Raw genomic sequence first — 23,474 nt, forward strand, 5'->3', positions numbered from 1 at the left:
CCCTACCAGGTAATGCTGAGGGTGATGATATAGTCTAGTCCGTTTGCGTTTAGCAGAGTAAATATCCTGAAAAGGACGGTAGAAAAACGTGGCATCCAGACATTATCGAATTCATCATCTCCAAAATGCAAAATCCAAGAATTTTGCGTTACCTTGTTGAAAACACAAAAGATGAACAAATCAAGAAACTTGCTGAGGACAAGCTGAAATTCACACCGTTAACTGAAACGGAAAGAGATACCTATCAGGGAATCCTTCATTACAGACATATCCCTGGAACAGGCGGTTTCAGTGAAAAGGTGATCAGTGAAGCAGAAGAGAAGCTGCATACAGGCGGCACTTACTCTGTTCACAACCCTGACTTCCTGACTGGGGCAAACATCTCGATTTGCTTAACGAAAGACTTCATGGATGCGGTTGAAAAGGACACCACGTATGAGCTGCGTTTCCCTGATGTCGAGAAGTACACAGCTGAAGAAATGGAAGTATACAACAACGAGTGGCATAACTGCGGTGATGTAAGAGAGTGGAAAGAGCGAGGCTATAATGTACGCACATACCGTGAAGTTCGCGCAAGAGAGCTCTGGGATCTTATTAACATCTGTGCAACTTACTCAGCTGAACCAGGCATTTTCTTCATCGATAATGCAAACGAAAAGACAAATGCAACGGCATACGGCCAAAAAGTAGTTGCAACGAATCCGTGTGGTGAACAACCATTAGCACCATATTCTGTCTGTAACCTAGCGGCAGTTAACCTTGCCCAGATGGCAGACAAAGAGAACAAAACAGTTAACTTTGATAAACTGAAGCGTACTGTTGAAATCGGAGTGCGCATGCAGGATAACGTTATAAATGCAACGCCATATTTCTTGAAAGAAAATGAAAAGCAAGCGCTTGGCGAGCGCCGTGTCGGACTTGGCGTTATGGGCTTGCACGACCTGCTTATTTATTGTGAGACAAGATATGGATCTAAAGAAGGAAACGAGCTTGTCGATCAAATCTTTGAAACGATCGCCGAAACAGCATATAGCGCCTCGATCGAGCTTGCGAAAGAAAAAGGCAGCTTCCCGTTCCTGCAAGGGGATACGGAAGAAGAAACAAATCGTTTGCGTGAAGCTTTTACCCAAACTGGCTATATGGAAGAAATGCCTGCCCATATTCGTGAAGAAATCAAAAAGAACGGCATTAGAAACTCCCATCTATTAACCGTTGCGCCTACGGGAAGTACTGGAACAATGGTCGGGGTTTCTACGGGACTGGAGCCTTACTTCTCCTTCTCTTACTTTAGAAGCGGACGTCTTGGCAAGTTTATTGAAGTGAAAGCGGATATTGTAAGAGAATATCTTGAACGAAATCCGGAAGCAGATGAAGAAAACCTGCCGGAATGGTTTGTTTCTGCAATGGACCTTTCTCCAGAAGAACATGCAGATACACAGTGTGTTATCCAGCGCTGGGTAGACAGTTCGATCAGTAAGACAGTAAACGCTCCAAAAGGATACACTGTCCGTCAGGTTGAATCTGTATACGAACGTCTCTATAAAGGCGGAGCAAAAGGCGGTACCGTATATGTGGACGGTAGCCGCGATGCGCAGGTTCTAACACTGAAAGCAGAGGAAAACACCTTTGAGCAGCTTGAACATGATTTTGGAGAGGAAGAAAAAAGCCATGTTGTTCTTGTCGACACAATCACAGACCTGAGAGCTACAGATGTTACGATCGGCTCTGAGGTTGGTAACACGTGTCCTGTCTGCCGAAAAGGGAAGGTAAAGGAAATCGGAGGATGCAACACGTGTGATAACTGTAATGCACAGTTAAAGTGCGGCTTATAGAAAGGGATTGGACATTGTCCAGTCCTTTTTTCTTACAAAGCAAAGTGTTTGCTGCGTTTCCTTGTAACAGCATGAACAATAGTGTATGATTTTAGTTGATTATTGATATTCTTTTTGGGAAAACTTGTATGGAGGGAATTTAATGCCTACAACGCCAAGTATGGAAGATTACATAGAACGGATTTATGCTTTAATAGATGAAAAAGGATATGCCAGAGTTTCAGATATTGCTGAAGCACTTGAAGTACATCCCTCCTCAGTGACGAAAATGATTCAAAAACTCGATAAGGGAAAATATGTCGTATATGAAAAATACCGGGGATTCATGCTTACTTCTAAGGGGAAGAAGCTTGGAAAGCGCTTAGTTTATAGACATGAATTGTTAGAGCAATTTTTAACTATTATCGGGGTGAATGAAGAAAACATTTACGATGATGTGGAAGGTATTGAACATCACTTAAGCTGGGATGCGATCGATCGGATCGGTGATCTCGTTCAGTACTTTGAAGAAGGAGATAAACGGGTGGAAGACCTAAAGGAAATACAGCAAAATAATGAAGCGGATGTTGAGGAACAATCTTAGTTGATTGTTCTTTTTTTTGCAGTACAGAAAGCATAACTTTTTTATCCGGGAATACTCGAAATCGTTGAAAAGTAAAAATATAGAGAAGCGCAAATATGCCTCCGTTTTCCGGCCGGCGAGTTTTATTTATGACTAACTATGGGACTCGAGATATTAGTACTATGTACAGGTTTGATGACAGTACAATTTATAAAAGGCGGAAACTGATTGGAGGACTTCTATGTATATAGATGGTGTATTCTCTGGGGGCGGGGTTAAAGCGATCGCCCTTGTAGGTGCGCTTGAAGCAGTGGAAAAAAGAGGCTTAAGATTCAAAAGGGCTGCCGGAACCAGTGCAGGAGCGTTAATCGCGGCGCTGGTAATGGCAGGTTACAAAAGTGAGGACCTTAAGGGGATTTTGACAACAACAGACCTAAAACAGCTCTTAGATCAAAAAAAGAAGCTTCCGTTCCCAATGTTTAAATGGCTGATGCTATATTGGAACCTTGGGCTATACTCCGGCAAAGAGCTTGAAAGATGGGTTAAACAGCTCTTGAAAGCCAAAGGGATCGAAACGTTTGCAGACTTACCTGATGGTTCATTAAGAATCATCGCATCTGACATATCTTCTGGAAGATTAATCGTGTTGCCAGACGATTTGAAAAATTACGGTTTAGTGCCGGAAAGGTTTTCAGTAGCACGGGCAATTCGAATGAGTGCAAGTCTGCCATACTTCTTTCAACCTATTCCCCTTTACACAATTGGAGGAGAAAAACACTATATAGTAGATGGAGGAATGTTGAGCAATTTCCCTTTATGGGTATTTGAACCAGAAGGAGCAGTAGCCAAACGGCCGGTTCTGGGTTTTCAGCTAAGCTCAAACTTCGGGGAGATGCCGGCACGAAAAATCAAAAACGCAGTGGAGCTCTATTATGCTTTGTTCTCAACGATGCGGGAGGCGCATGATGCAAGGTATATAAATGACCAGAAAGCAGCACAGATTGTTTTTATTCCCGTACAGCAGGACTTAACAACTGAATTTGGTTTAAATCGAGATGCGAAAGATAGTTTAATGAGGATTGGAAAAGAGAGAACGGAGAAATTTCTTAGTAAATGGACAAAAACAACATACAAAAAAAGAATCGACCTTTAGAAAAGGGCTCGATTCTTTTTTTTGCCTTTTCGTCCTTCGATCACAGTAAAAGGAATTTCCTTTTTATCGATGTTAGAACGGTTCTTTTTATTTTTTAGCAAAGGCTTTGATTTTAATAATCGTAAATGCGACGCCTGTTTGCGTGTGCTTTCTCTTCTTTTTTTCATTTTTAACGATTGCTTAGCAGCTCGTTTATATGCACTGTTTTCTGGACTGCTTTGTTTGGCTATAAAACGTTTGTAAATAAAGTAGAAAATCCCGGCTATTGCAACCGCTATTAAAATTTGTGTCAAAAGGCTCATTGGCTCCGTGATTAATCTCCACCCAAAGCCAATCAAAGCGAGAACCATAATAAAATAGATAAGAGGTTGAACAAAACGATTGGCCACATGATTCACCTCCCTGGAACTAGTTAAACTACTCTGGTGTTTTCCAAGTCCTTTTCATGTTCTTTTTCACGCTTCAGCAATTCTTTAAACGAGTGTATCGCTACATCAACCTGACGATCATCGGGCTCTTTAGTTGTTAAAAGCTGCACCCACAAACCCGGATAACCGAGGGCTTTTAATACAGGTACTTCGCGAACTTTGTTTGTCAGCTGAAGAACCTCGAATGAAATACCCAGCACTACAGGAATTAACATTAGGCGAAAGAGCAGCCGCTGCCATAATGGGTCAGATGGTACGAAGAGATAAACAAACACACCTATTATCACCGTGAATAAAATGAAACTGCTGCCACATCTGTAGTGTAATCTCGATTGGCTTTGAACATTTTCAATCGTAATCGGCAACCCTGCTTCATACGTATTGATCACTTTATGTTCAGCGCCATGATATTGGAAAACCCTTTTTACGATCGGGGTCATCGAAATAAAGTAAATATAACCTAATAGTAAGAGCAGTTTGATTAACCCTTCTATCAAGTTTTGTTCGATGTGCCCTGGAAACATAAAGCGCAAGGATTCAGCCGCGATAGCGGGGACCAATGTGAAAATCGTTTTAACAAAGATAAACGATATAACACCTACTGCTGCTGCCCCGAGAATAAGAGATATTTTTGAAGGCTCACTTTCCGCGATAACTTTCTCATCGTCTTTTGGATCCACATCATACCTTTCAGAAGAAAAATTCAGATGCTTCGTGCCATTTGCGCTTGCCTCCACAATTGCTGCAATCCCTCTTAAAAACGGAATTTTTTTAAATTTATTTAAAGTAGGGTTTGTTTTCTTCTTCACTTCAAAATATTCAATCGAGTCATCTTTTCTTCTTACTGCAGTGACGTAAGTGTTTTTCCCACCAAACATCACACCCTCTATGACTGCCTGCCCTCCATATGCCGGCTTTTTCGTTTCTGACATTTTTTCACCAACCTGTTCAATTGTGTATTGTTATTATGTTAGCAGAATCTTGTATTCGTAAAAAGATAGGTGTGTGAAGGAACACCGCGACAAAAATTCTACTCTTTATATAATTCTACAAGAAAGCTAACAAAACCTCTAGGTTGATGCGTCATTAATCATTTTCCCCAACTCACTTTTTTTTACACTTCATAACTTGCAAAAATTCTAGGAAATAATTTTAACAAGTGGGGACAAACTATTAATGGAGGTGTCGGAATGGAAGATAACAACAGAAATATGGAACAACAGCAAAAAGAAGAGCCGGTATCGTTTAATTCAAAAGTTGTCACCATCGGTCTTGTTGGAGGATTATTTTGGAGTATGATCGGTTATCTTGCATATTTTCTAAACTTTTCAACGATCTCGCCCTCCTTGATCTTGTCACCATGGGCAATTGGTGAATGGAAGGAGAGAGCGCTCGGTCAATGGGTTGCGATCGGAGTCATCGGGCTTGTTTCGATTCTGGTTGCATTTCTATATAGAGCAGCGCTTGTGAAATTTTCAAACATGTATGTGGGTATGGCATACGGAATCCTACTCTGGATAATTGTTTTTTACATCCTGAATCCCATGTTTCCGAAGCTGCCTAATCCGCTTGAGCTTGATCGGAATACAATGGTTACAACTATATGTTTGTTTATTTTATATGGTGTATTTGTGGGTTATTCCATTTCATTTGAATACATTGACAACCAGCAGAATAAGTCACGTGGGTCTTCTTCCTAACTATTCAAACAAATAAAGCTATGATAGAATGTTCTTGGAACATTCTATTTTTTTGATAGAAAAAGGGGTACAGGATGAAACAGTTGTTAGTGCTGAACGGACCAAACCTTAACCGGTTAGGAGTTAGAGAACCGGATGTTTATGGAAATGCGACGTTAAAAGATCTTGAGGCGATGATTCAAAGTTTTGCTGAGCGAACTGGAAACAAAATCGAATGCAGGCAATCAAACCATGAAGGTGTATTGATCGACTGGATCCATGAAGCAGATAAGACTGCAAGAGGAATCGTTTTAAACCCAGGTGCGTTTACTCATTATAGTTATGCTATTCGGGATGCAATTGCCAGTGTGTCTGTCCCAGTGGTCGAAGTCCATATTTCCAATGTCCACACGCGAGAGCCTTTTCGGCATCATTCTGTGATTTCTCCGGTTACTTCAGGGCAGATTGTAGGACTGGGATTACACGGCTACGAACTTGCACTGCAGGCTTTGTTAGAGATTAAAAAGGAGGAATAAGTCTTGGAAAGAATAGAAAGATTAAGAGAGAAGTTTAAGGAAAATGAAATGGATGGCATGCTGATCACTTCCGCTTATAATCGCAGATACATGACTCGTTTTACCGGAAGTGCCGGTGTGGTAGTGATCTCAAAAAAAGGCGCGAAGTTCATTACTGATTTCCGCTATGTAGACCAGGCCGGGGAACAAGCAAAAGGTTATGAGGTAGTTCAGCATACGGCTTCGATCATAGACGAAGTGGCAAAAGCTGTAAGTGAGCTGGGGATTAAGAAGCTCGGCTTTGAACAGGACCATCTTACATATTCTGTTTTTAAATTGTACGAAGATAAAATAGATGCAACCCTTGTGCCAGTTTCAGGTGTAATCGAGAAACTTCGTATGATCAAAGACAGTTCCGAGTTACAAACATTAAAAGAAGCGACTGAAATCGCAGATGCTGCATTCGAACATATTCTTACATACATACGTCCGGGCCTTAAGGAAATCGATGTGTCAAATGAATTAGAATTCTTTATGAGAAAAAATGGCGCTACTTCTTCTTCGTTTGATATTATTGTTGCATCGGGTGTCCGTTCCGCTCTTCCCCATGGTGTTGCGAGTGACAAGATCATAGAAAAGAATGAGCTTGTAACGCTTGACTTTGGAGCGTATTACAAGGGTTACTGCTCAGATATCACAAGGACAGTTGCAGTAGGCGGCGATCCTGGTGATGAACTTAGAAATATCTATAACATCGTCCTTGACTCCCAGTTAAAAGCGTTGGAGCAAATTAAGCCAGGGATGACCGGGAAGGATGCAGACACTGTGTCGCGCGATATTATTGCTGATAAAGGATTCGGAGATTACTTCGGGCATTCTCTTGGCCATGGAATTGGGCTTGAAGTTCATGAAGGGCCAGGGCTTTCTTTCCGATCCGATGTCGTATTAGAACCAGGTATGGTGGTAACTGTAGAACCCGGGATCTACCTGTCCGGCAAGGGCGGGGTTAGAATTGAGGACGATACTGTCATTACAGAGAGCGGCAATGAAAAGCTGTCTCACACCACAAAAGAGTTATTAATTATTGGAGAATAATGAAAGAGGGGAACATTAAATGATTTCAGTTAATGACTTTAAAACAGGATTAACAATTGAAGTAGATGGCGGAATCTGGCAAGTACTTGATTTCCAACATGTAAAACCTGGTAAGGGTGCGGCATTCGTAAGATCTAAGCTTCGTAACCTTCGAAATGGAAATATTCAGGAAAAAACTTTCAGAGGCGGGGAAAAAGTTGGGAAAGCCCATATCGAAAACCGCCGGATGCAATATTTGTATTCAAACGCGGACATGCATACCTTTATGGATACAGAAACCTATGAGCAATTGGAATTGCCAGCTTCTCAGATTGAGTATGAGCTAAAGTTTTTAAAAGAAAATATGGAAGTTCATATCCGTACTTATGAGGGGGAAACACTGGGCGTAGAGCTACCGAACACAGTAGAACTTACTGTTACGGAAACAGAGCCAGGCATTAAAGGGGACACTGCTTCCGGAGGTACAAAGCCGGCTACTGTTGAAACAGGCTTAACTGTACAAGTGCCATTCTTCGTTAATGAAGGTGATGTGCTTGTGATCGATACATCAAAAGGCGAATATGTATCTCGTGCATAAACATGAGATAAAAAGAAACCGCAGCAATCTGCGGTTTCTTTTTTTTGCCGTTTAGAAAGTAAAACTTTTTAGCAAAGGAGAAGGCGGTGAGGTTCCTTTATCTCATATGTCTCTCTAAGATATCTTCATAATGATAACCGCATAAAGAAATTGTTCCCTATACCAGTCTTATTTTTCCTGTTGAATCATAAGTTGTACAAACAGGTGAAGGAGAGACAGGAGGAAAAGAATGAGAAGGTTTCAAATTGACGGCACTGTATTTTCCATGGCGATGTTCAGAATATTATCTGCATCTATTGAATTTACGGCAGCATTATTAATGCTTTACTTCAATGATGTTCGTAAAGCTTTATTTATCAATTCCATGCTGGCAATCGTCGGCCCGCTCATCTTGATCGTTACGATGACAATCGGTGTAGTGGGGTTAGCCGACGAATTGTCATTTGGGAAAATTTTGCTTATTCTAGTTGGAATTGGCTTTATCTTAATTGGGATCTTTCGCTGACTAGTAAGGTCTAAACAATGGCAGGTAGGTTTGTTCCGGTTAAGGACATAAATTTAACCTTCGTTGAATATGGTGTAAAGAAGCTTCGTCCCAGAAAATGCCTGGTGAAAAGGAGGGACTGTAGTGAAGGAGATACTAGATGTCTTGCCAGACACTATCAGGAGAGTCATTGAACAAATGGATACAGATATAAAGAAGGGGATTGAGGAAATTAGAATTCGGATTCTCCGTCCGCTGGAGATCATTGTTGACGGAAAATCTATCATTCCTGATTCGGATGGAGGCAAGCATGTCATCACTCCTCAGGAATCTGGCCAACTTTTAAATAAGCTCAGCCAGTATTCGCTTTACGCACTGGAAGAAGAGCTTAAAAGAGGATATATCACGATACAGGGAGGTCACAGAGTCGGACTTGCTGGAAAAGTAATAACCGAAAAAGGACAAGTTAAAGCAATCAAGCATATTGCTTCCTTTAACATCCGGGTCGCAAAACAAAAAGTGGGGATTGCAGACCGCTTTGTCCCATATCTCTATGACGGCAAATGGCTCAATACCATCCTGATCGGACCGCCTCAAACAGGAAAAACAACGTTGTTGAGAGATTTAGCACGAATAATAAGCACTGGTGATATAGCTAGAAAACTTCCCTCTTTTAAGGTTGGTATTGTTGACGAAAGGTCTGAAATTGCAGGTTGTGTTAACGGGGTTCCCCAACATCATCTTGGAGACCGGATCGATGTGTTGGATGCCTGTCCAAAAGCGGAAGGAATGATGATGATGATCCGCTCGATGAGCCCGGATGTCCTGGTCGTAGATGAAATTGGTAGAAAAGAGGACAGTGAAGCGATATTGGAAGCGGTAAATGCAGGTATCCAGATCATCATGACAATGCATGGGAACACCATGGAAGATCTCTTCAGGAGGCCATCCATTCGTCCCTTGCTCGACATGGGAGTATTTGATCGAATGATCGAACTGACAAGAGCTAACGGACCGGGAACGATCAATCGAATCCGAAACCAGCATGGCAAGGAAGTTTACTGTAAAAAGGTGATTTAGCATGAAAATCTTAGGAGCCATCATTATCATTGCAGCAAGTACGTGGGCAGGGTTTGAATGGGCGAAGAAACTGAGTGAACGTCCAAAACAATTAAGACAGCTCAAGGTTGCCCTTCAGTCACTGGAAGCTGAAATCGTTTACGGACTTACTCCGCTCGGCCAGGCTTGCATCCATCTGGCTGAACAGCTTCCAAAGCCATTAGCCTGGTTCTTTGAGACAGTTAATAAAAAGCTTGAAGAGGGCTCTTCCAGCGCACAGGAAGCCTGGGACAGCAGCCTTAACGAAATATGGAAATTCACTGCTTTTCGGCAGGGAGAAATGGAAGTGATGCGGCAATTAGGAGCAACGATCGGCAAACATGACCGGGACCATCAACAAAAACAACTCCGACTTGCACTGATCCACCTTGAAAGAGAAGAAGGAGAAGCGAAAGAAGAACAGGTCAAATATGAAAAAATGATCAAAAGCCTTGGATTTCTTGCAGGTATATTGCTGGTTATTTTACTGATATAGATGGGCAGGAGGAGTAGAGGAATGAACCATGATGTGAACACCATCTTTCAAATTGCTGGAATCGGGATCATTGTTGCGATGCTCCATACGATTTTAAAACAAATGGGAAAAGAAGAATATGCCCACTGGGTAACATTAATCGGATTTATTGTTGTTCTTTACATGGTAATTTCAATCATTGACAGTTTATTTCAGAAAATAAAAGGAGTTTTTCTTTTTCAGGGTTAGGAGGCGTTTCAAATTGAAATTATCCAAATAATCGGCCTCGGACTAATCAGTACCTTTTTAGTCCTTATACTGAAAGAGCAAAAACCTATCTTTGCTTTTTCTCTGACCATATTTGTAGGTGCAGTTATTTTCCTGTTCCTTATCGACCAGATCAGTGCCATCATCAGAATGCTAGAAGACCTTGCCTCAAAAGCCCATATTGAACTTGTGTACGTAGAGACAGTTTTGAAAATTATCGGGATTGCTTATATAGCTGAATTCGGGGCGCAAATTGTTAGGGATGCGGGACAGGGGTCCATAGCTGCGAAGATAGAGCTAGCTGGGAAGCTTTTAATAATGACGATGGCCATACCGATCTTAAAGTTGATCATCGAGACGGTTCTCCAACTACTTCCTGCATAAAGAAGGGATTAGATGTGTGGTGAAACGAAAACCGGTTTTTATTCTTTTAGTCCTGTTTTTATTTTGTGTTTTTCCTTTTTTTTTCAATGACTTTGTACAAGCTGAGGGGATCGATGAAGAGCCCAACCAGGTTCCAATACATGAACAACTCGTAGACAAGCAGCTATCAAATCTTGGCCTTGATGAAATTAAAGCTTACTGGGATGCGATCCAGACAAACTATGGAGGCTTTTTACCAGAAAGCCAAAAGGGCAGTTTCATGGACTTTGTAAGTGGAGAAAAAAGTTTTTCATTAACAGAATGGTTGGTTGGGCTGGTGAAATTTTTGTTTCATGAACTTTTAGTCCATGGAAAACTTCTTGGAACGATCATTATCTTAACCGTATTCGCCATTTTGTTACAAAACATGCAAAATGCGTTTGAACATAAGGCGGTTAGTAAAGTCGCATATGCGATCACATACATGGTTCTCGTCATCCTTGCCTTGAACAGCTTCCATGTAGCCATTGAATATACCGAACATGCTATACAAACCATGACCGGTTTTTTGATAGCCCTGATGCCATTGCTTCTGGCGCTCATTGCCTCAGTTGGCGGATTTGCTTCTGTTGCCTTTTTTCATCCTGTCATTATCTTTTTAGTTAACACAGGCGGCATATTAATTCAGCATTTTGTCCTTCCTTTGTTGTTTTTGTCAGCCGTTCTGGCGATCGTTAGCACGCTTACCGAACATTATAAGGTGACCAGGCTGTCCCAACTGTTACGAAACATTGCTGTTGGTACCCTGGGGGTCTTCTTCACAGTCTTTCTCGGGGTTATATCCGTTCAGGGAGCCTCAACAGCAGTTGCGGACGGCATCACGATAAGAACTGCAAAGTTTGTTACAGGAAACTTTATTCCTATTATAGGAAGAATGTTTACCGATGCAACGGACACGGTGCTTAGCGCCTCGGTATTGCTTAAAAATACGGTAGGTATAGCAGGAGTGGGAATCTTGTTATTGATTTGCATCTTTCCTGCCATAAAAGTCCTGGCCCTTGCACTTATCTATAATATAGCAGCTGCGGTCCTTCAACCGCTTGGGGGAGGTCCGATGATTGAATCCTTAAGTGTCATTTCTAAAAGCGTCATGTTTATTTTTGCAGCACTTGCTATTGTGTCGCTGATGTTTTTTCTCGCGATTACGATCATTATTGCCGCTGGAAATATCTCGTTGATGATTCGTTAACGCGTTAGAAGGGAGGGGGGGGATTGGGAGCGATATCAGACTGGATTGCAAATATTATTCTCTTGATTTTAATCGCTACGATCCTTGAGTTGTTGTTGCCGAATTCTAGCCTGGAACGCTATGTGAAAATGGTTATCGGATTGATGCTAATTGCTGTGATCATAACTCCGGTCTTATCTATTTTTTCTAAGGATTTCGATCAGATGCTGCGCTCGGTTCATTTTGACCAGTTAGTTCCGTCAAAAACATTAGAAAATTCGATAGAAAATAAGAAAAGTGAAATACAAGCCTCCAATCGTGCATATATTTTAGAACAAATGGCTGTCCAAATGGAAAATCAAGTAGAAGAGGAGTTGAGGAAGAAATATGGCCTGGAAATAAAAGCGATGGATGTGGAGCTGTCCTCCGGTGCCGAAACTTCACAAGAAGCGGAGAAGATAGAAAAAATAACCGTTGTTCTTGATGAGTCCGGGCAATCTGGAGAAGACAAAACGGTTCCGGTTGTAAAAGAAGTTAAAATCGACCTTTCAAAAAAACAAAACGAGCAAGTCAAACATAACAAAACCAATACTATCACCTATTTTTTAGCAGATAAGTGGGGAGTATATCCAAATCAAATTGATCTTCAATCGGAAGGAGGGGATTCTATTTCACCATGAAGCAGGATGAATTTACAAAGTATCTTGAAAAGCTGTTTCCGCCAGGCAAGAAGAAAAAAGGGTTTCCCAAACAATATATCGTTATGGTAGTGGCGATCGGAGCCATGCTGATGATCGTAAGCAATATGATGAGTTCTCCTGAGCCGGCAGAACCTGTTTCGAGCAACATGCAACCTGCAAATGAAGAAGGTAGTGAACCGGCATTCGGTGATAACAAATCTTCCCCTTCTTCCATTGTTGACTATGAAAACCGTTATGAAAACGAATTGAAAGAAGCCCTTGATTTGATAACGGGTGTTTCAGATGTGAATGTCGTCGTAAACCTTGAAACCTCTCCTCAAAAGATAATTGAAAAGAATCGAAGCACTAATAAAAAATATACGCATGAATCTGACAAACAGGGTGGCAATCGAAAAATAGAAGAAGAAGTTTCAGAAGAAGAAGCAGTGATTATCCAGGATGGGAACAAACAAGAGCCTATCGTTCTGACCACCGAAAAACCTCGGGTAAGAGGAGTTCTTGTTGTCGCAAAGGGGGCAGAAAATATTCAAATAAAAAAAATGATCGTCGATGCTGTGACCAGGGTTCTGGATGTACCATATCACCGGGTAGCCGTAATGCCGAAAAAATCAAAGGGGGAATAAACGAATGGTCTTAAAAAAACAGACAGTCTGGTTATTAACAATGTTAAGTTTAATTATTGTATTATCAGTTTATTATATCACCGCACCAGAAAAAGACGATAATCTCGCATACCAGGAATCTTCTGAACAGGGGGCAAAAACAACCGGACAGGAAAATGCCCAAAAAGCTGCAGAGACAAATGCTGCTGAAGAAGGAACCGTAACATCAAGTATTTCGAGCGATGAGTATTTTGCTGCAACAAGATTATCGATTGAAGATGAGCGCTCGGCCAAAATAGCTGATTATACAGCTGTTATCGCAAGTGATGCCTCACTTGACTTAAGGAACAACGCCCATCTACAAGTGCAAAAGTTGCAAGAGCTATCAAGAAAAGAGCAGGTACTTGAAAACTTGATTCGATCTGAGGGCTATTCAGACGCACTTGTATATACTATCGATGATAATAAAATTAAAGTCATTGTAAAAGCGGACCAGCTTTCGAACAAGGAAGCGAACCAGTTGATGGTGATGGCGAAAGAACAGCTCGGAGATGCAAAGCTAGTTTCCGTTCAATACCAGCCAACAAAAAAGTAAGTGAAAGCTAAAGGCCAATGCCTTTGGCTTTTCTTTTTTTATTATTTTTAAGCATTTCTAAAAAATCCCCCATCTTTCTTTCCTTTAATTCGAATAAACAGAAGAAAACGTTTTCGATTTTTACTGCAGTGTTATACGATAACAGTGTCTTTTCGTGCGTGCAAAAAGTTTTTTTAGTATGATATGATAGGAGTGTTTATGACCTGATGCTAATTTGTGTCGGTCTTATATAACAGGAATGGGACAGAGGGTCACTAGGAAATAATATATGGTATAATGATGCATAATGTTACATTTGGCCACCAATTCTGTTATAGGCTCCGGTTTCAGGACAACTTTAAGATGGTTTTTGCTAAAAAATATTAGTAGGGAGTGGAAGAAGTGTTAAAGATTCAAGAAATTAGAGAATTAATCAAACTTATCGACCAATCAAGCATTGATGAATTTAAATACGAACATGAAGGTTCTGTAGTATCTTTAAAGAAAAATGAAATACAAACAGTTCAGGCGGCCCCTGTTCAACAGCAGGTAGAAACAAGACCGGTCGAAGTAGCTTCTGCACCAGCTCCAGCTGAGCAATCGAAAGAAACTGCGACAGCCGCACCTGCTCAAAAAGAAGAAGTTCAGGAGAAGGAAACCGATGAATCTTTACATAAGATTAAATCTCCGATGGTTGGAACTTTTTATGCCAAGCCTTCACCAGATGCAGATAATTACGTGAAAAAAGGCGATAGTGTAGATGAAGAGTCGATCGTATGTATTATTGAAGCGATGAAGCTATTTAATGAAATCGAAGCAGAAGTTAAAGGGGAAATCGTTGAAATCCTCGTTGAAGATGGACAATTGGTGGAATATGACCAACCTCTATTTCTTGTTAAGTAACGGGTGATTATTATGAATATAAAAAAATTATTAATTGCAAACAGAGGAGAAATTGCCGTACGGATTATTCGAGCATGTAAGGAAATGGGAATTGAAACTGTCGCCGTATATTCCCAGGCGGATAAAGAAGCGCTTCATGTAAGAATGGCAGATGAAGCATACTGCATCGGACCTACCGCTTCGAAAGACAGTTATTTAAACTTTACAAACATTATGAGTGTGGCCACTTTAACAGGTGTGGATGCAATCCATCCAGGATATGGATTCCTGGCAGAAAATGCAGATTTTGCTGAGATCTGCAATGAATGCAATGTTATTTTTGTGGGACCGAGTGCAGAGGCTATCAACAAGATGGGAACAAAAGATGTCGCAAGATCGACAATGAAAGAGGCGGGGGTTCCAATCGTTCCTGGTTCAGAAGGTGTAATCAAGGATACTGATGAGGCGATTGAACTTGCGAATGAAATGGGTTACCCGGTTATTATTAAAGCGACTGCAGGCGGTGGCGGAAAAGGAATCCGGATCGCAAGGGATGAAAAAGATCTTGTCAAAGGGATCAATATCACCCAGCAGGAAGCTGCGACAGCTTTTGGAAATCCTGGAGTCTATATCGAGAAGTATATTGAAGATTTCCGCCATGTGGAAATCCAGGTTCTCGCAGATAACTATGGCAACACTATACATCTTGGAGAACGTGACTGCTCAATCCAGAGAAGGCTTCAAAAGCTTCTGGAAGAAACACCGTCTCCTGCAATCGACGAAGAAACACGTGCCAAAATGGGAGAAGCTGCCGTAAAGGCCGCTGAAGCCGTAAACTACTCCGGTGCAGGAACAGTGGAGTTTATCTACGAAAACACAGGGAAGTTCTATTTTATGGAAATGAATACTCGAATCCAGGTTGAACACCCGGTTACTGAAATGGTCACTGGAATCGATCTGATCAAAGAGCAGATAAAGGTAGCCGGAGGAGAGAAGCTTGCTTACAAACAAGAAGACATCACGTTTAACGGCTGGGCAATAGAATGCCGAATAAACGCTGAAGATCCCGATAAAAAGTTTATGCCTTCTCCAGGCCATGTAGAAATGTATCTTCCTCCAGGCGGATTAGGTGTGAGGGTCGATTCTGCAGTTTATCCAGGCTATGATATCCTGCCTTTCTATGATTCCATGGTCGCAAAGTTGATCACTTATGGTGAAACAAGAGACGAAGCGATCGCTCGAATGAAAAGAGCACTAAGTGAGTTTGTAGTCGAAGGAAAAGGAGTTAAGACTACAATACCTTTCCATATGAGATTATTGGATCATGAAAAGTTTGTGAGCGGGGACTTCAATACAAAATTTTTAGAGATATACGATTTGACCGACAAGTCTTCATAATCCCTGTTGGAGGTGTTTTGCATGAATGAAATGCAATCTTTTGAAATGGAAGAGCATGAGACTGGACTTGGAAAAGTTGAGATTTCACCTGAAGTGATCGAAGTGATCGGAAGCATTGCTGCTTCTGAAGTAGATGGAGTAGCCGCAATGAGAGGAAACTTTGCCTCTGGCGTCGCCGAGCGGCTCGGACGGAAGAACCACGGCAAGGGCGTTAAAGTGGAACTGGGGGAAGAAGGGATAACCCTTGATATCTATGTGGTAGTCACATATGGTCTTTCCATCCCTGAAACAGGAACACAAATTCAGGATAACGTGCGCCAGGCTCTATTAACAATGACGGCACTTGATGTAAGTGCAATTAACATCCATGTAGTCGGAATCACATTTGACAAGCAGGAAGATGAGGATAACGAATGATCATAAAAGCAAAGGGTGGATCAAGCCCTTTGCTTTTTATATTTTGTTAGGGGCATGAAACCGGGAGTGATCCGTAAATAATAAATAAAAAGATCCTCTATGCGTTCGGGTATGAAACATCCCTTAACTGTTTTCTTAAAGGGGTTTATGCTATTATCATAGGGTAGAGCTAACATAGGAGTATAAAGGAGATTAATTATGAAAAGAAGAATTGCAAGAGAAAAAGCGGTCCAATCTTTGTTCCAGGTTGGAGTTTCTGGCACAGAGCCTGATGAGGCTATTCAAAATGTTTTAGAGGAACAGCCCTCGGACGATTTTTTGAATGCACTCGTTCATGGAACAGTTAGCCATCTTGATCAAATCGATTCCAATATTAAAGAGCACCTTGAAAACTGGGATTTTAGCAGGATTGGCAATGTAGACCGTGCGATTCTTAGAATGGCTGTGTATGAAATGGACTATATGGAGGAAATTCCTGTTAAAGTAACGATGAATGAGGCGATAGAGTTGGCAAAATCATTTGGAGGAGAGGAATCAGGGCGTTTTGTAAACGGCGTGTTGTCACGGATCATTAAAGAGAAATAATGAGGAGGAGTTCATATGGCTGCTGAACTAATATTGGGCAAAGAACTTGCAAAGGAAAAAAGAGAGCAAATAAAACATGAAGTTGCAGAGCTGAAGGAAAAAGGAGTCAAGCCTGGATTAGCTGTCATTCTTATTGGTGAGGATCCAGCTTCACAGACTTACGTGAATTCAAAAGCAAAAGCCTGTGAAAAAGCAGGGATGCATTCTGAAGTCTATCGTATGGACGACTCGGTTTCACAGCAAGAACTGTTGGAAAAAATCGATGAGTTAAATGAAAATAACGCGATTCATGGGATTCTAGTTCAATTGCCTTTACCTGAGCATATTTCTGAGAAAGCTGTTATCCATCGTATTATTCCGGAAAAAGATGTAGACGGCTTCCACCCGATCAACGCCGGGAAATTAATGATAGGTGAAGATGGCTTTGTACCATGTACACCACTCGGGGTACTTGAGATGGTAAAGTCCAAAGGGATACCGATCGAAGGCAAACATGTGGTAGTCATCGGCAGAAGCAATATTGTAGGTAAACCGGCAGGACAATTATTTTTGCGTGAAAATGCTACTGTCACGTACTGCCATTCCAGGACAGCCAACATGAAAGAGATTGCTAAACAGGCGGATATTCTGATCGTTGCGGTTGGAAGAGCGAATATGATCGGGGCTGAATATGTAAAAAATGGAGCGGTTGTGCTTGATGTCGGTATAAACCGTCTGGATAATGGAAAACTTTGCGGCGATGTTGATTTTGAAGAAGTGAAGGAAATTGCTTCATATATCACGCCTGTGCCTGGCGGAGTTGGGCCGATGACCATTACAATGTTGCTGCATAACACAGTAAAGTCAGCCAAAAATACATTAAAAGAAAATCAGGCATCAATTTATTAAGGAGTTTTACATATGGACCAGAACCGCTACATAACGGTTACTGCATTAACACGACATATTAAACGAAAGCTTGAAACGGATGATAGACTCCAAAATGTGTGGATACGTGGGGAACTTTCTAATTTTAAAGTCCACAGCCGCGGCCATATGTATTTTACGTTAAAGGATGAATGTTCCAGAATCCAATCCGTCATGTTTGCAGGCAATAACCGCTTCTTAAAATTCCGTCCCGAAAGCGGGATGAAGGTGCTGATCAGAGGAGAAGTTTCCGTTTACGAACCCCATGGATCTTACCAGCTTTATGCAAAAGAGATGCAGCCAGACGGTATAGGTAACCTCTATCTTGCCTATGAACAACTGAAAAAAAAGCTTGAACTAGAGGGTCTGTTTGAAGATGCTTTGAAAAAGTCCATCCCAGCCTTCCCGAGGGAAATAGCTGTTGTTACTTCTCCAACCGGAGCTGCGGTCAGAGACATCATAACAACGGTAAAGCGAAGGTTCCCTGTTGCCCGGGTTACGGTGTTTCCTGTATTGGTACAGGGAGGAAATGCTGCACCCTCCATTGCAAAAGCGATTCATAGAGCAAATGAAACTGGTGGCTATGATGTTCTTATTGTTGGGCGCGGTGGCGGATCGATCGAGGAGTTATGGGCGTTTAATGAAGAAATAGTGGCAAGGAGCATCCATCTGTCCCAGATTCCGGTTATTTCTGCTGTCGGCCATGAAACGGATTTTACGATTGCAGATTTTGTTGCAGACCTTAGAGCTCCGACTCCAACCGGAGCTGCTGAACTTGCAGTTCCGAGCCTAAAGGAACTGTATGACCGGCTTGTGCAAAGAAAGCACCGGTTGCTTAGAGTTTCTAAAGAAAGACTTCGTAATGAACGGGAACGCTTGTCTACTTTGCAAAAGTCTTATGCTTTCCGTTATCCGCAGCAGCTTATCCGGCAGAAAGAACAGGAACTGGACCAACTTACTGAGCGGTTCAAGCGAGAACTGGCCCGACTGTATGTCCAAAAAAACGAAAAGTGGATACAAGCCACAAAGGATTTGCAGCGGAACCACCCTCAAAAAAAGCTCCAGGAAGCACTGGAAAAACATTCCGACCTTACTGGCTCGCTCACAAAAGAAATGGGAAAAGTTCTGAAAGAAAAACAGTTTGCCTTTCATCAGTCCCTGGCAAAACTGAACGCTTTAAGCCCTTTAAAGGTAATGGAAAGAGGATATAATCTTGCTTATGTGAATGAAGATACGTTGGTTAAATCTGTTAAACAAGTATCACCGGGTGATGCAGTTAAGTTACAGGTTCAAGACGGTACTATTGATTGCCAGGTATGGGGAATCGAGGAGAGTGAAAGAAATGGAAGATAAAAAGAAAGAATTAAGTTTTGAAGAAGCGATGGAAAAATTAGAGGAAATCGTTGATTCTTTAGAAGAAGGAAACGTTCCTTTGGAAAAAGCGATTTCCCTTTTTCAGGATGGGATGAATCTTTCGAATTTATGCCATGAAAAACTACAGTCGATCGAAGGGAAGATGGACCAAATCCTGGGGGAGGATGGAGAACTAAAACCATTTGCAATTCAGGAGGATGAATCGTGAGCCAGGAATTCTCTGTTTTTTTGGAGCAGAAGAAAAGTTTGATCGAAACAAAATTGCATTCCTATGTAAAAGGTTTGGCGGTACCGGACGTCTTAAAAGAGTCAATGCTATATTCGCTAACCGCAGGTGGAAAGCGATTAAGGCCGGTTATGCTTCTTGCGACGATGGAAGCTCTCGGTGCTGGATCTGAAAACGGAATCCCGGTCGCGTGTGCAATTGAAATGATCCACACGTATTCGCTCGTGCACGATGATTTACCTGCAATGGATAATGACGACCTAAGAAGAGGCAAGCCAACGAACCACAGGGTTTACGGGGAAGCGATGGCTATATTAGCCGGGGATGCGCTGTTAACCTACAGCTTTCAGATCGTCGCTGAGAGTGAATCGATTCCAGTAGACAAAAAAGCCGAACTGATCGCTTTGCTTGCTAAAGCTGCTGGGCCTGAAGGGATGGTAGGCGGACAGGCTGCTGATCTAGAAGGGGAAGATAAAACGTTAAGCCTGGAAGAGCTGGAATATATTCACCATCATAAAACGGGCAAGCTGTTAGTTTATTCCATAATTGCTGGAGCATTGTTGGCAAATGCAACTGACACCCAGCTAGATCATCTAAAGCAGTTCGCTTCCCATCTTGGCCTTGCCTTTCAAATAAGGGATGATATTCTTGATGTGGAAGGCGACCAGGAAAAATTGGGAAAACTGCCTGGAAGCGATCAATCAAATAAAAAAAGCACTTATCCTCAGCTGCTAACGATGGAAGGAGCAAAGAGGAAGCTTGATTTTCATGTTAACGAAGCTGTTAATGAACTGAAATCAGCTGGAGTGGAAGATACACAGCTAAAAGCAATCGCTGATTTTATTATAAAAAGAGATCATTAATACTCCGTATTTGAGAATTACCCCAAAATATGATATAGTTATTATACATTCAAGAGTGGTGCAGTATTCTAGTCGATCCGTCATTCCTGAAGGCGGGCCTAAAAATCCGCCAAAGGGCACATCGATGAAGTTCCTTGTGTTGGCTTGAGCCGCCCAGGCTTGGGTCAATGCTGGGAGTTAAGGTCGCAGGGCGATCCACAAAGGCATGTGGGCGTTGACCCTGCTTCCGCGGAGGCCCATTATTGTAGTGTGAGGCGAAAGCTTAACAGTATGAAATGGGGTATGAACCTGTCTGGCAGCAAGAATTGACTGTGGACAGCGTAGCCTGCCTTGAGTGGAGTAGAGGGGATTATAGATTCTGGGAAAAAAGCAGCATGGCCAGCCGCTCTTTTCCTTCCACCTGTATGAAATCTACTCTGCAAAAGAGGCTAGGGAATGCTCAGGATTGCTGAGGAAAACTCCTAGACTGTTCCGTAAGACGCTTAAAGGGGATTATAGTGCGGACTAAGTGGTAATCCAGTCTAGCTGTTGGCGACAACGCTAAGAGGGATGTAAAGGGAAACCGCCGGAATGGCGACATTCGGGTATCCCTCTGGGAAAACCTACTGGACCTAAGCCGCAGTCTTTACTCTTTAGGCGACCACTCTCGTACATAATGTTAGTGATTAAAGCAAGGAGAATATATGAAAAGTTCGACCATTAAATCCATAAATTGGAGTTTAGCTATTGCCGTTATCACATTAGTGTTAGCGGCTATTTTTTCAATTATATCAACCGCGATGTTAAGCGGCGTTTCCTGGGCAATCGGCATGCTAATCGTTTTTGCCATTGTCCTTGTTGGCGTTGTTTTTGATATCGTAGGAGTAGCATCTACTGCGGCTGATGAGACGCCGTTCCATGCGATGGCTTCAGAGCGTTTAAACGGAGCGAAGCAGGCAATTTTCATCGTGCGTAATGCAGATCGAGTAGCGAGTTTTTGCAACGACGTAATCGGAGATATTTCTGGTATCGTCAGTGGCACAGCTGCAGCGGCAGTTGTGTTTCAGCTGAGTATCCAATTTGGGCATGGAGATGGTTCCATATTTCAAAATGTTGTGTCTATTATGTTTACCAGTGTTGTAGCAGCTCTGACTGTTGGAGGGAAAGCCCTGGGAAAGAGTTTTGCGATCCACTTTTCAACTGGTATAATTTATCAAGTCGGCCGTTTGCTTTATTTTGTTGAACAAACGTTTAAAATAAAGATTACAACCTCTAAGAAAAAACGGAAATCGAAATGAAGGGGAGGAAGTTCCCGTGGATCTAGAGCAGATTAAAGACCCCGGTTTTTTAAAGGATTGCAATAATGACGAACTTACCGCACTTGCGGCAGAGGTTCGAGAATTTTTGATTGAAAAACTATCTGCAACTGGCGGCCATCTTGGGCCGAATCTTGGTGTGGTAGAGCTTACACTTGCATTGCATAAGTATTTTGACAGTCCTAAAGATAAATTGATCTGGGATGTCGGACACCAGGCGTACGTCCATAAAATTTTAACAGGACGTGCAGGGCAATTCGAAAGCCTGCGGCAGTATAAAGGACTCTGTGGTTTTCCAAAAAGATGTGAAAGTGAACATGATGTTTGGGAAACTGGCCACAGTTCCACTTCTCTGTCTGCGGCAATGGGAATGGCTGCTGCACGCGATATGAAAGGAACCGATGAGAAGATCGTTCCGATTATAGGGGATGGAGCTTTAACCGGAGGGATGGCGCTTGAAGCCTTAAACCATATCGGCCATGAGCAAAAGGATATTACTGTTATTTTAAATGATAATGAAATGAGCATAGCTCCAAATGTAGGAGCGTTGCATAACGTCCTCGGGCGATTAAGAACGGCCGGAAAATACCATAAAGCAAAAGATGAACTTGAGTATTTGCTAAAGAAAATACCTGCTTTTGGTGGTAAACTCGCTTCAACCGCAGAGCGTGTAAAAGACGCGTTGAAATATATGCTTGTTTCTGGAATCTTTTTTGAAGAACTCGGCTTTACGTATTTAGGACCAGTTGACGGGCACGATTTTGAAGACCTGGCAGATAACATAAAGTATGCAAAGAAAACAAAAGGCCCTGTCCTTGTCCATGTTATTACAAAAAAAGGTAAAGGATACCATCCTGCAGAAAATGATCTGGTAGGAACCTGGCATGGCCCCGGTCCTTATAAAATTGAATCCGGGGAGTCTTTAAAGCCTAAATCGGCTGCTCCTGGATATAGCAAGGTGGTTAGTGAAACAGTACGGAAGCTTGCAGAAAAAGATAATCGCATCGCGGTAATCACGCCAGCAATGACAGTGGGTTCAAAATGGGAGGCTTTTGGCGAGGAATTTCCGGATCGCCTGTTTGATGTGGGAATTGCAGAACAGCATGCTGCCACAATGGCGGCAGGACTTGCGACTCAGGATATGAAGCCGGTACTTTCCATCTATTCAACATTTTTACAACGTGCATATGATCAGGTTGTGCATGATATTTGCCGCCAAAATCTGAATGTTTTTATCGCGATTGACAGGGCTGGATTGGTAGGAGCTGATGGTGAAACGCATCAAGGCGTGTTTGATGTCGCGTTTTTGAGGAGTCTTCCCAATATGGTGATTATGATGGGAAAAGATGAAAATGAACTTCAGCATATGGTTTATACCGCCCATCAATATAATGGAGGGCCAATAGCTGTCCGATATCCAAGAGGAAACGGCTACGGTGTCCAAATGGAAGAACAGTTGAAAGCAATTCCAATCGGAAAATGGGAAGTTGTTAAAGACGGAACGGATGCTGCCATCCTTTCTTTTGGTCCTTTGTTAAAAGAAATGGAAAAAGCAGCAGAGGTTTTAGAGCGAGATGGTATCTCTGTTAAAGTAATAAATTCTCGGTTTATAAAGCCTCTTGATGAAGAGATGTTATCCGACCTTGCTTCTAAGAATATTCCTATCCTGACCGTGGAAGAATCGACACTGCAGGGCGGCTTTGGCAGTGCAGTATTGGAATATATGCAGGAATCAGGAAACCAGGGAGCTGTGGTGAACCGGCTGGGTATTCCGGATGAGTTTATTGAACATGGCAGTGTCAATGAGCTTCTTCGAGAAATAGGATTAACAGTTGAGGATGTTGTTCAAAAGGTGAAAACAATGGTTCCAGCTAAACGACAAAGGGCATGATCAA

27 protein-coding genes and 1 pseudogene are annotated in these 23,474 nt (G+C 42.1%); 26 read left to right on the forward strand and 2 right to left on the reverse strand.

Annotated features, from left to right (window positions below; translation table 11 throughout):
- Nucleotides 1-89: 89 nt before the first annotated feature.
- The 3 genes and pseudogenes from FCL54_RS15645 to FCL54_RS15655 all read left to right on the forward strand — a co-directional run.
- Nucleotides 90-1,832: pseudogene (locus FCL54_RS15645) on the forward strand (vitamin B12-dependent ribonucleotide reductase); the annotation flags it as partial.
- A gap of 142 nt (nt 1,833-1,974) precedes the next feature.
- On the forward strand, nt 1,975-2,415 hold the full coding sequence (mntR, locus tag FCL54_RS15650; protein WP_138127674.1) for a transcriptional regulator MntR: 441 nt from the start codon (nt 1,975-1,977) through the stop codon (nt 2,413-2,415).
- 220 nt (nt 2,416-2,635) lie between these two features.
- Nucleotides 2,636-3,547: a patatin-like phospholipase family protein gene (locus tag FCL54_RS15655; protein ID WP_138127675.1), complete on the forward strand. Its 912-nt coding sequence runs from the start codon at nt 2,636-2,638 to the stop codon at nt 3,545-3,547.
- Here the strand turns inward: FCL54_RS15655 and FCL54_RS15660 are convergent.
- Entirely contained in the window at nt 3,544-3,936 is a 393-nt protein-coding gene (locus FCL54_RS15660) for an SA1362 family protein (RefSeq protein ID WP_138127676.1), read from the reverse strand. The genes FCL54_RS15655 and FCL54_RS15660 overlap by 4 nt on opposite strands.
- A gap of 23 nt (nt 3,937-3,959) precedes the next feature.
- On the reverse strand, nt 3,960-4,907 hold the full coding sequence (locus FCL54_RS15665) for a DUF1385 domain-containing protein (protein ID WP_138127677.1): 948 nt from the start codon (nt 4,905-4,907) through the stop codon (nt 3,960-3,962).
- Nucleotides 4,908-5,165: 258 nt separating this feature from the next.
- Here FCL54_RS15665 and FCL54_RS15670 point away from each other — a divergent pair, with 258 nt between their 5' ends.
- The 23 genes from FCL54_RS15670 to dxs all read left to right on the forward strand — a co-directional run bounded on the left by FCL54_RS15670 (nt 5,166) and on the right by dxs (nt 23,470).
- Entirely contained in the window at nt 5,166-5,675 is a 510-nt protein-coding gene (locus FCL54_RS15670) for a YqhR family membrane protein (RefSeq protein ID WP_138127678.1), read from the forward strand.
- A gap of 74 nt (nt 5,676-5,749) precedes the next feature.
- Nucleotides 5,750-6,190, forward strand: coding sequence for a type II 3-dehydroquinate dehydratase (aroQ, locus tag FCL54_RS15675; protein WP_138127679.1), 441 nt, complete (start codon nt 5,750-5,752; stop codon nt 6,188-6,190).
- A gap of 3 nt (nt 6,191-6,193) precedes the next feature.
- Entirely contained in the window at nt 6,194-7,264 is a 1,071-nt protein-coding gene (locus FCL54_RS15680) for a M24 family metallopeptidase (RefSeq protein WP_138127680.1), read from the forward strand.
- Nucleotides 7,265-7,283: 19 nt separating this feature from the next.
- Nucleotides 7,284-7,841 (forward strand): elongation factor P, encoded by a 558-nt coding sequence (gene efp, locus FCL54_RS15685; protein ID WP_138127681.1) that lies wholly within the window; start codon nt 7,284-7,286, stop codon nt 7,839-7,841.
- Between the two features lie 229 nt (nt 7,842-8,070).
- On the forward strand, nt 8,071-8,346 hold the full coding sequence (locus tag FCL54_RS15690; protein WP_138127682.1) for a YqhV family protein: 276 nt from the start codon (nt 8,071-8,073) through the stop codon (nt 8,344-8,346).
- 123 nt (nt 8,347-8,469) lie between these two features.
- The gene (spoIIIAA, locus tag FCL54_RS15695) at nt 8,470-9,405 is read left to right on the forward strand and encodes a stage III sporulation protein AA (protein WP_138127683.1); all 936 of its coding nucleotides are present in this window, start codon (nt 8,470-8,472) and stop codon (nt 9,403-9,405) included.
- Between the two features lies 1 nt (nt 9,406).
- Nucleotides 9,407-9,919 (forward strand): stage III sporulation protein SpoIIIAB, encoded by a 513-nt coding sequence (gene spoIIIAB, locus FCL54_RS15700; protein WP_138127684.1) that lies wholly within the window; start codon nt 9,407-9,409, stop codon nt 9,917-9,919.
- A gap of 21 nt (nt 9,920-9,940) precedes the next feature.
- Nucleotides 9,941-10,147: a stage III sporulation protein AC gene (gene spoIIIAC, locus FCL54_RS15705; RefSeq protein ID WP_138127685.1), complete on the forward strand. Its 207-nt coding sequence runs from the start codon at nt 9,941-9,943 to the stop codon at nt 10,145-10,147.
- Between the two features lie 12 nt (nt 10,148-10,159).
- Nucleotides 10,160-10,549: a stage III sporulation protein AD gene (gene spoIIIAD, locus FCL54_RS15710; protein WP_138127686.1), complete on the forward strand. Its 390-nt coding sequence runs from the start codon at nt 10,160-10,162 to the stop codon at nt 10,547-10,549.
- A 19-nt stretch (nt 10,550-10,568) separates the two neighbouring features.
- Nucleotides 10,569-11,777: a stage III sporulation protein AE gene (gene spoIIIAE, locus FCL54_RS15715; RefSeq protein ID WP_138127752.1), complete on the forward strand. Its 1,209-nt coding sequence runs from the start codon at nt 10,569-10,571 to the stop codon at nt 11,775-11,777.
- A gap of 23 nt (nt 11,778-11,800) precedes the next feature.
- The gene (gene spoIIIAF, locus FCL54_RS15720) at nt 11,801-12,436 is read left to right on the forward strand and encodes a stage III sporulation protein AF (protein WP_138127687.1); all 636 of its coding nucleotides are present in this window, start codon (nt 11,801-11,803) and stop codon (nt 12,434-12,436) included.
- Nucleotides 12,433-13,080 carry a stage III sporulation protein AG gene (gene spoIIIAG, locus FCL54_RS15725; protein WP_138127688.1) on the forward strand — a complete coding sequence of 216 codons (648 nt, stop codon included), beginning with the start codon at nt 12,433-12,435 and terminating at the stop codon, nt 13,078-13,080. Before spoIIIAF ends, spoIIIAG begins: the two co-directional genes overlap by 4 nt.
- A 4-nt stretch (nt 13,081-13,084) precedes the next feature.
- Nucleotides 13,085-13,654, forward strand: coding sequence for a SpoIIIAH-like family protein (locus FCL54_RS15730; protein WP_138127689.1), 570 nt, complete (start codon nt 13,085-13,087; stop codon nt 13,652-13,654).
- A 381-nt stretch (nt 13,655-14,035) separates the two neighbouring features.
- Entirely contained in the window at nt 14,036-14,536 is a 501-nt protein-coding gene (gene accB / locus FCL54_RS15735; RefSeq protein WP_138127690.1) for an acetyl-CoA carboxylase biotin carboxyl carrier protein, read from the forward strand.
- A gap of 12 nt (nt 14,537-14,548) precedes the next feature.
- Nucleotides 14,549-15,913, forward strand: coding sequence for an acetyl-CoA carboxylase biotin carboxylase subunit (gene accC / locus FCL54_RS15740; RefSeq protein ID WP_138127691.1), 1,365 nt, complete (start codon nt 14,549-14,551; stop codon nt 15,911-15,913).
- A gap of 21 nt (nt 15,914-15,934) precedes the next feature.
- Nucleotides 15,935-16,330 carry an Asp23/Gls24 family envelope stress response protein gene (locus tag FCL54_RS15745; RefSeq protein ID WP_138127692.1) on the forward strand — a complete coding sequence of 132 codons (396 nt, stop codon included), beginning with the start codon at nt 15,935-15,937 and terminating at the stop codon, nt 16,328-16,330.
- Between the two features lie 198 nt (nt 16,331-16,528).
- Nucleotides 16,529-16,915, forward strand: coding sequence for a transcription antitermination factor NusB (gene nusB, locus FCL54_RS15750; protein WP_138127693.1), 387 nt, complete (start codon nt 16,529-16,531; stop codon nt 16,913-16,915).
- 15 nt (nt 16,916-16,930) lie between these two features.
- Nucleotides 16,931-17,803, forward strand: coding sequence for a bifunctional methylenetetrahydrofolate dehydrogenase/methenyltetrahydrofolate cyclohydrolase FolD (folD, locus tag FCL54_RS15755; protein ID WP_138127694.1), 873 nt, complete (start codon nt 16,931-16,933; stop codon nt 17,801-17,803).
- 12 nt (nt 17,804-17,815) lie between these two features.
- A complete protein-coding gene (gene xseA / locus FCL54_RS15760) occupies nt 17,816-19,174 on the forward strand; it encodes an exodeoxyribonuclease VII large subunit (RefSeq protein WP_138127695.1) in 1,359 nt (452 codons plus the stop codon).
- The gene (locus FCL54_RS15765; protein WP_138127696.1) at nt 19,164-19,403 is read left to right on the forward strand and encodes an exodeoxyribonuclease VII small subunit; all 240 of its coding nucleotides are present in this window, start codon (nt 19,164-19,166) and stop codon (nt 19,401-19,403) included. Before xseA ends, FCL54_RS15765 begins: the two co-directional genes overlap by 11 nt.
- On the forward strand, nt 19,397-20,284 hold the full coding sequence (locus FCL54_RS15770) for a polyprenyl synthetase family protein (protein ID WP_425467135.1): 888 nt from the start codon (nt 19,397-19,399) through the stop codon (nt 20,282-20,284). Before FCL54_RS15765 ends, FCL54_RS15770 begins: the two co-directional genes overlap by 7 nt.
- 683 nt (nt 20,285-20,967) lie before the next feature.
- Complete coding sequence (locus FCL54_RS15775; RefSeq protein ID WP_138127697.1) at nt 20,968-21,561, forward strand: hypothetical protein; 594 nt, start codon at nt 20,968-20,970, stop codon at nt 21,559-21,561.
- Between the two features lie 16 nt (nt 21,562-21,577).
- Nucleotides 21,578-23,470, forward strand: coding sequence for a 1-deoxy-D-xylulose-5-phosphate synthase (dxs, locus tag FCL54_RS15780; RefSeq protein ID WP_138127698.1), 1,893 nt, complete (start codon nt 21,578-21,580; stop codon nt 23,468-23,470).
- Nucleotides 23,471-23,474: the final 4 nt, after the last annotated feature.

Source organism: Exobacillus caeni (assembly GCF_005747095.1).
In the GTDB taxonomy this organism is placed as follows: Bacteria; Bacillota; Bacilli; order Bacillales; family Guptibacillaceae; genus Exobacillus; species Exobacillus caeni.

Bases quoted from the DNA above. Each gene is read 5' to 3' on its own strand.
- FCL54_RS15775 (WP_138127697.1), top strand. From the start codon at position 20,968: ATGAAAAGTTCGACCATTAAATCCATAAATTGGAGTTTAGCTATTGCC.
- aroQ (WP_138127679.1), top strand. From the start codon at position 5,750: ATGAAACAGTTGTTAGTGCTGAACGGACCAAACCTTAACCGGTTAGGA.
- FCL54_RS15670 (WP_138127678.1), top strand. From the start codon at position 5,166: ATGGAAGATAACAACAGAAATATGGAACAACAGCAAAAAGAAGAGCCG.
- FCL54_RS15655 (WP_138127675.1), top strand. From the start codon at position 2,636: ATGTATATAGATGGTGTATTCTCTGGGGGCGGGGTTAAAGCGATCGCC.
- spoIIIAC (WP_138127685.1), top strand. From the start codon at position 9,941: ATGAACCATGATGTGAACACCATCTTTCAAATTGCTGGAATCGGGATC.
- spoIIIAB (WP_138127684.1), top strand. From the start codon at position 9,407: ATGAAAATCTTAGGAGCCATCATTATCATTGCAGCAAGTACGTGGGCA.
- FCL54_RS15690 (WP_138127682.1), top strand. From the start codon at position 8,071: ATGAGAAGGTTTCAAATTGACGGCACTGTATTTTCCATGGCGATGTTC.
- FCL54_RS15665 (WP_138127677.1), bottom strand. From the start codon at position 4,907: ATGTCAGAAACGAAAAAGCCGGCATATGGAGGGCAGGCAGTCATAGAG.
- accC (WP_138127691.1), top strand. From the start codon at position 14,549: ATGAATATAAAAAAATTATTAATTGCAAACAGAGGAGAAATTGCCGTA.
- spoIIIAG (WP_138127688.1), top strand. From the start codon at position 12,433: ATGAAGCAGGATGAATTTACAAAGTATCTTGAAAAGCTGTTTCCGCCA.
- efp (WP_138127681.1), top strand. From the start codon at position 7,284: ATGATTTCAGTTAATGACTTTAAAACAGGATTAACAATTGAAGTAGAT.
- FCL54_RS15745 (WP_138127692.1), top strand. From the start codon at position 15,935: ATGAATGAAATGCAATCTTTTGAAATGGAAGAGCATGAGACTGGACTT.
- FCL54_RS15765 (WP_138127696.1), top strand. From the start codon at position 19,164: ATGGAAGATAAAAAGAAAGAATTAAGTTTTGAAGAAGCGATGGAAAAA.
- folD (WP_138127694.1), top strand. From the start codon at position 16,931: ATGGCTGCTGAACTAATATTGGGCAAAGAACTTGCAAAGGAAAAAAGA.
- mntR (WP_138127674.1), top strand. From the start codon at position 1,975: ATGCCTACAACGCCAAGTATGGAAGATTACATAGAACGGATTTATGCT.
- xseA (WP_138127695.1), top strand. From the start codon at position 17,816: ATGGACCAGAACCGCTACATAACGGTTACTGCATTAACACGACATATT.
- nusB (WP_138127693.1), top strand. From the start codon at position 16,529: ATGAAAAGAAGAATTGCAAGAGAAAAAGCGGTCCAATCTTTGTTCCAG.
- FCL54_RS15730 (WP_138127689.1), top strand. From the start codon at position 13,085: ATGGTCTTAAAAAAACAGACAGTCTGGTTATTAACAATGTTAAGTTTA.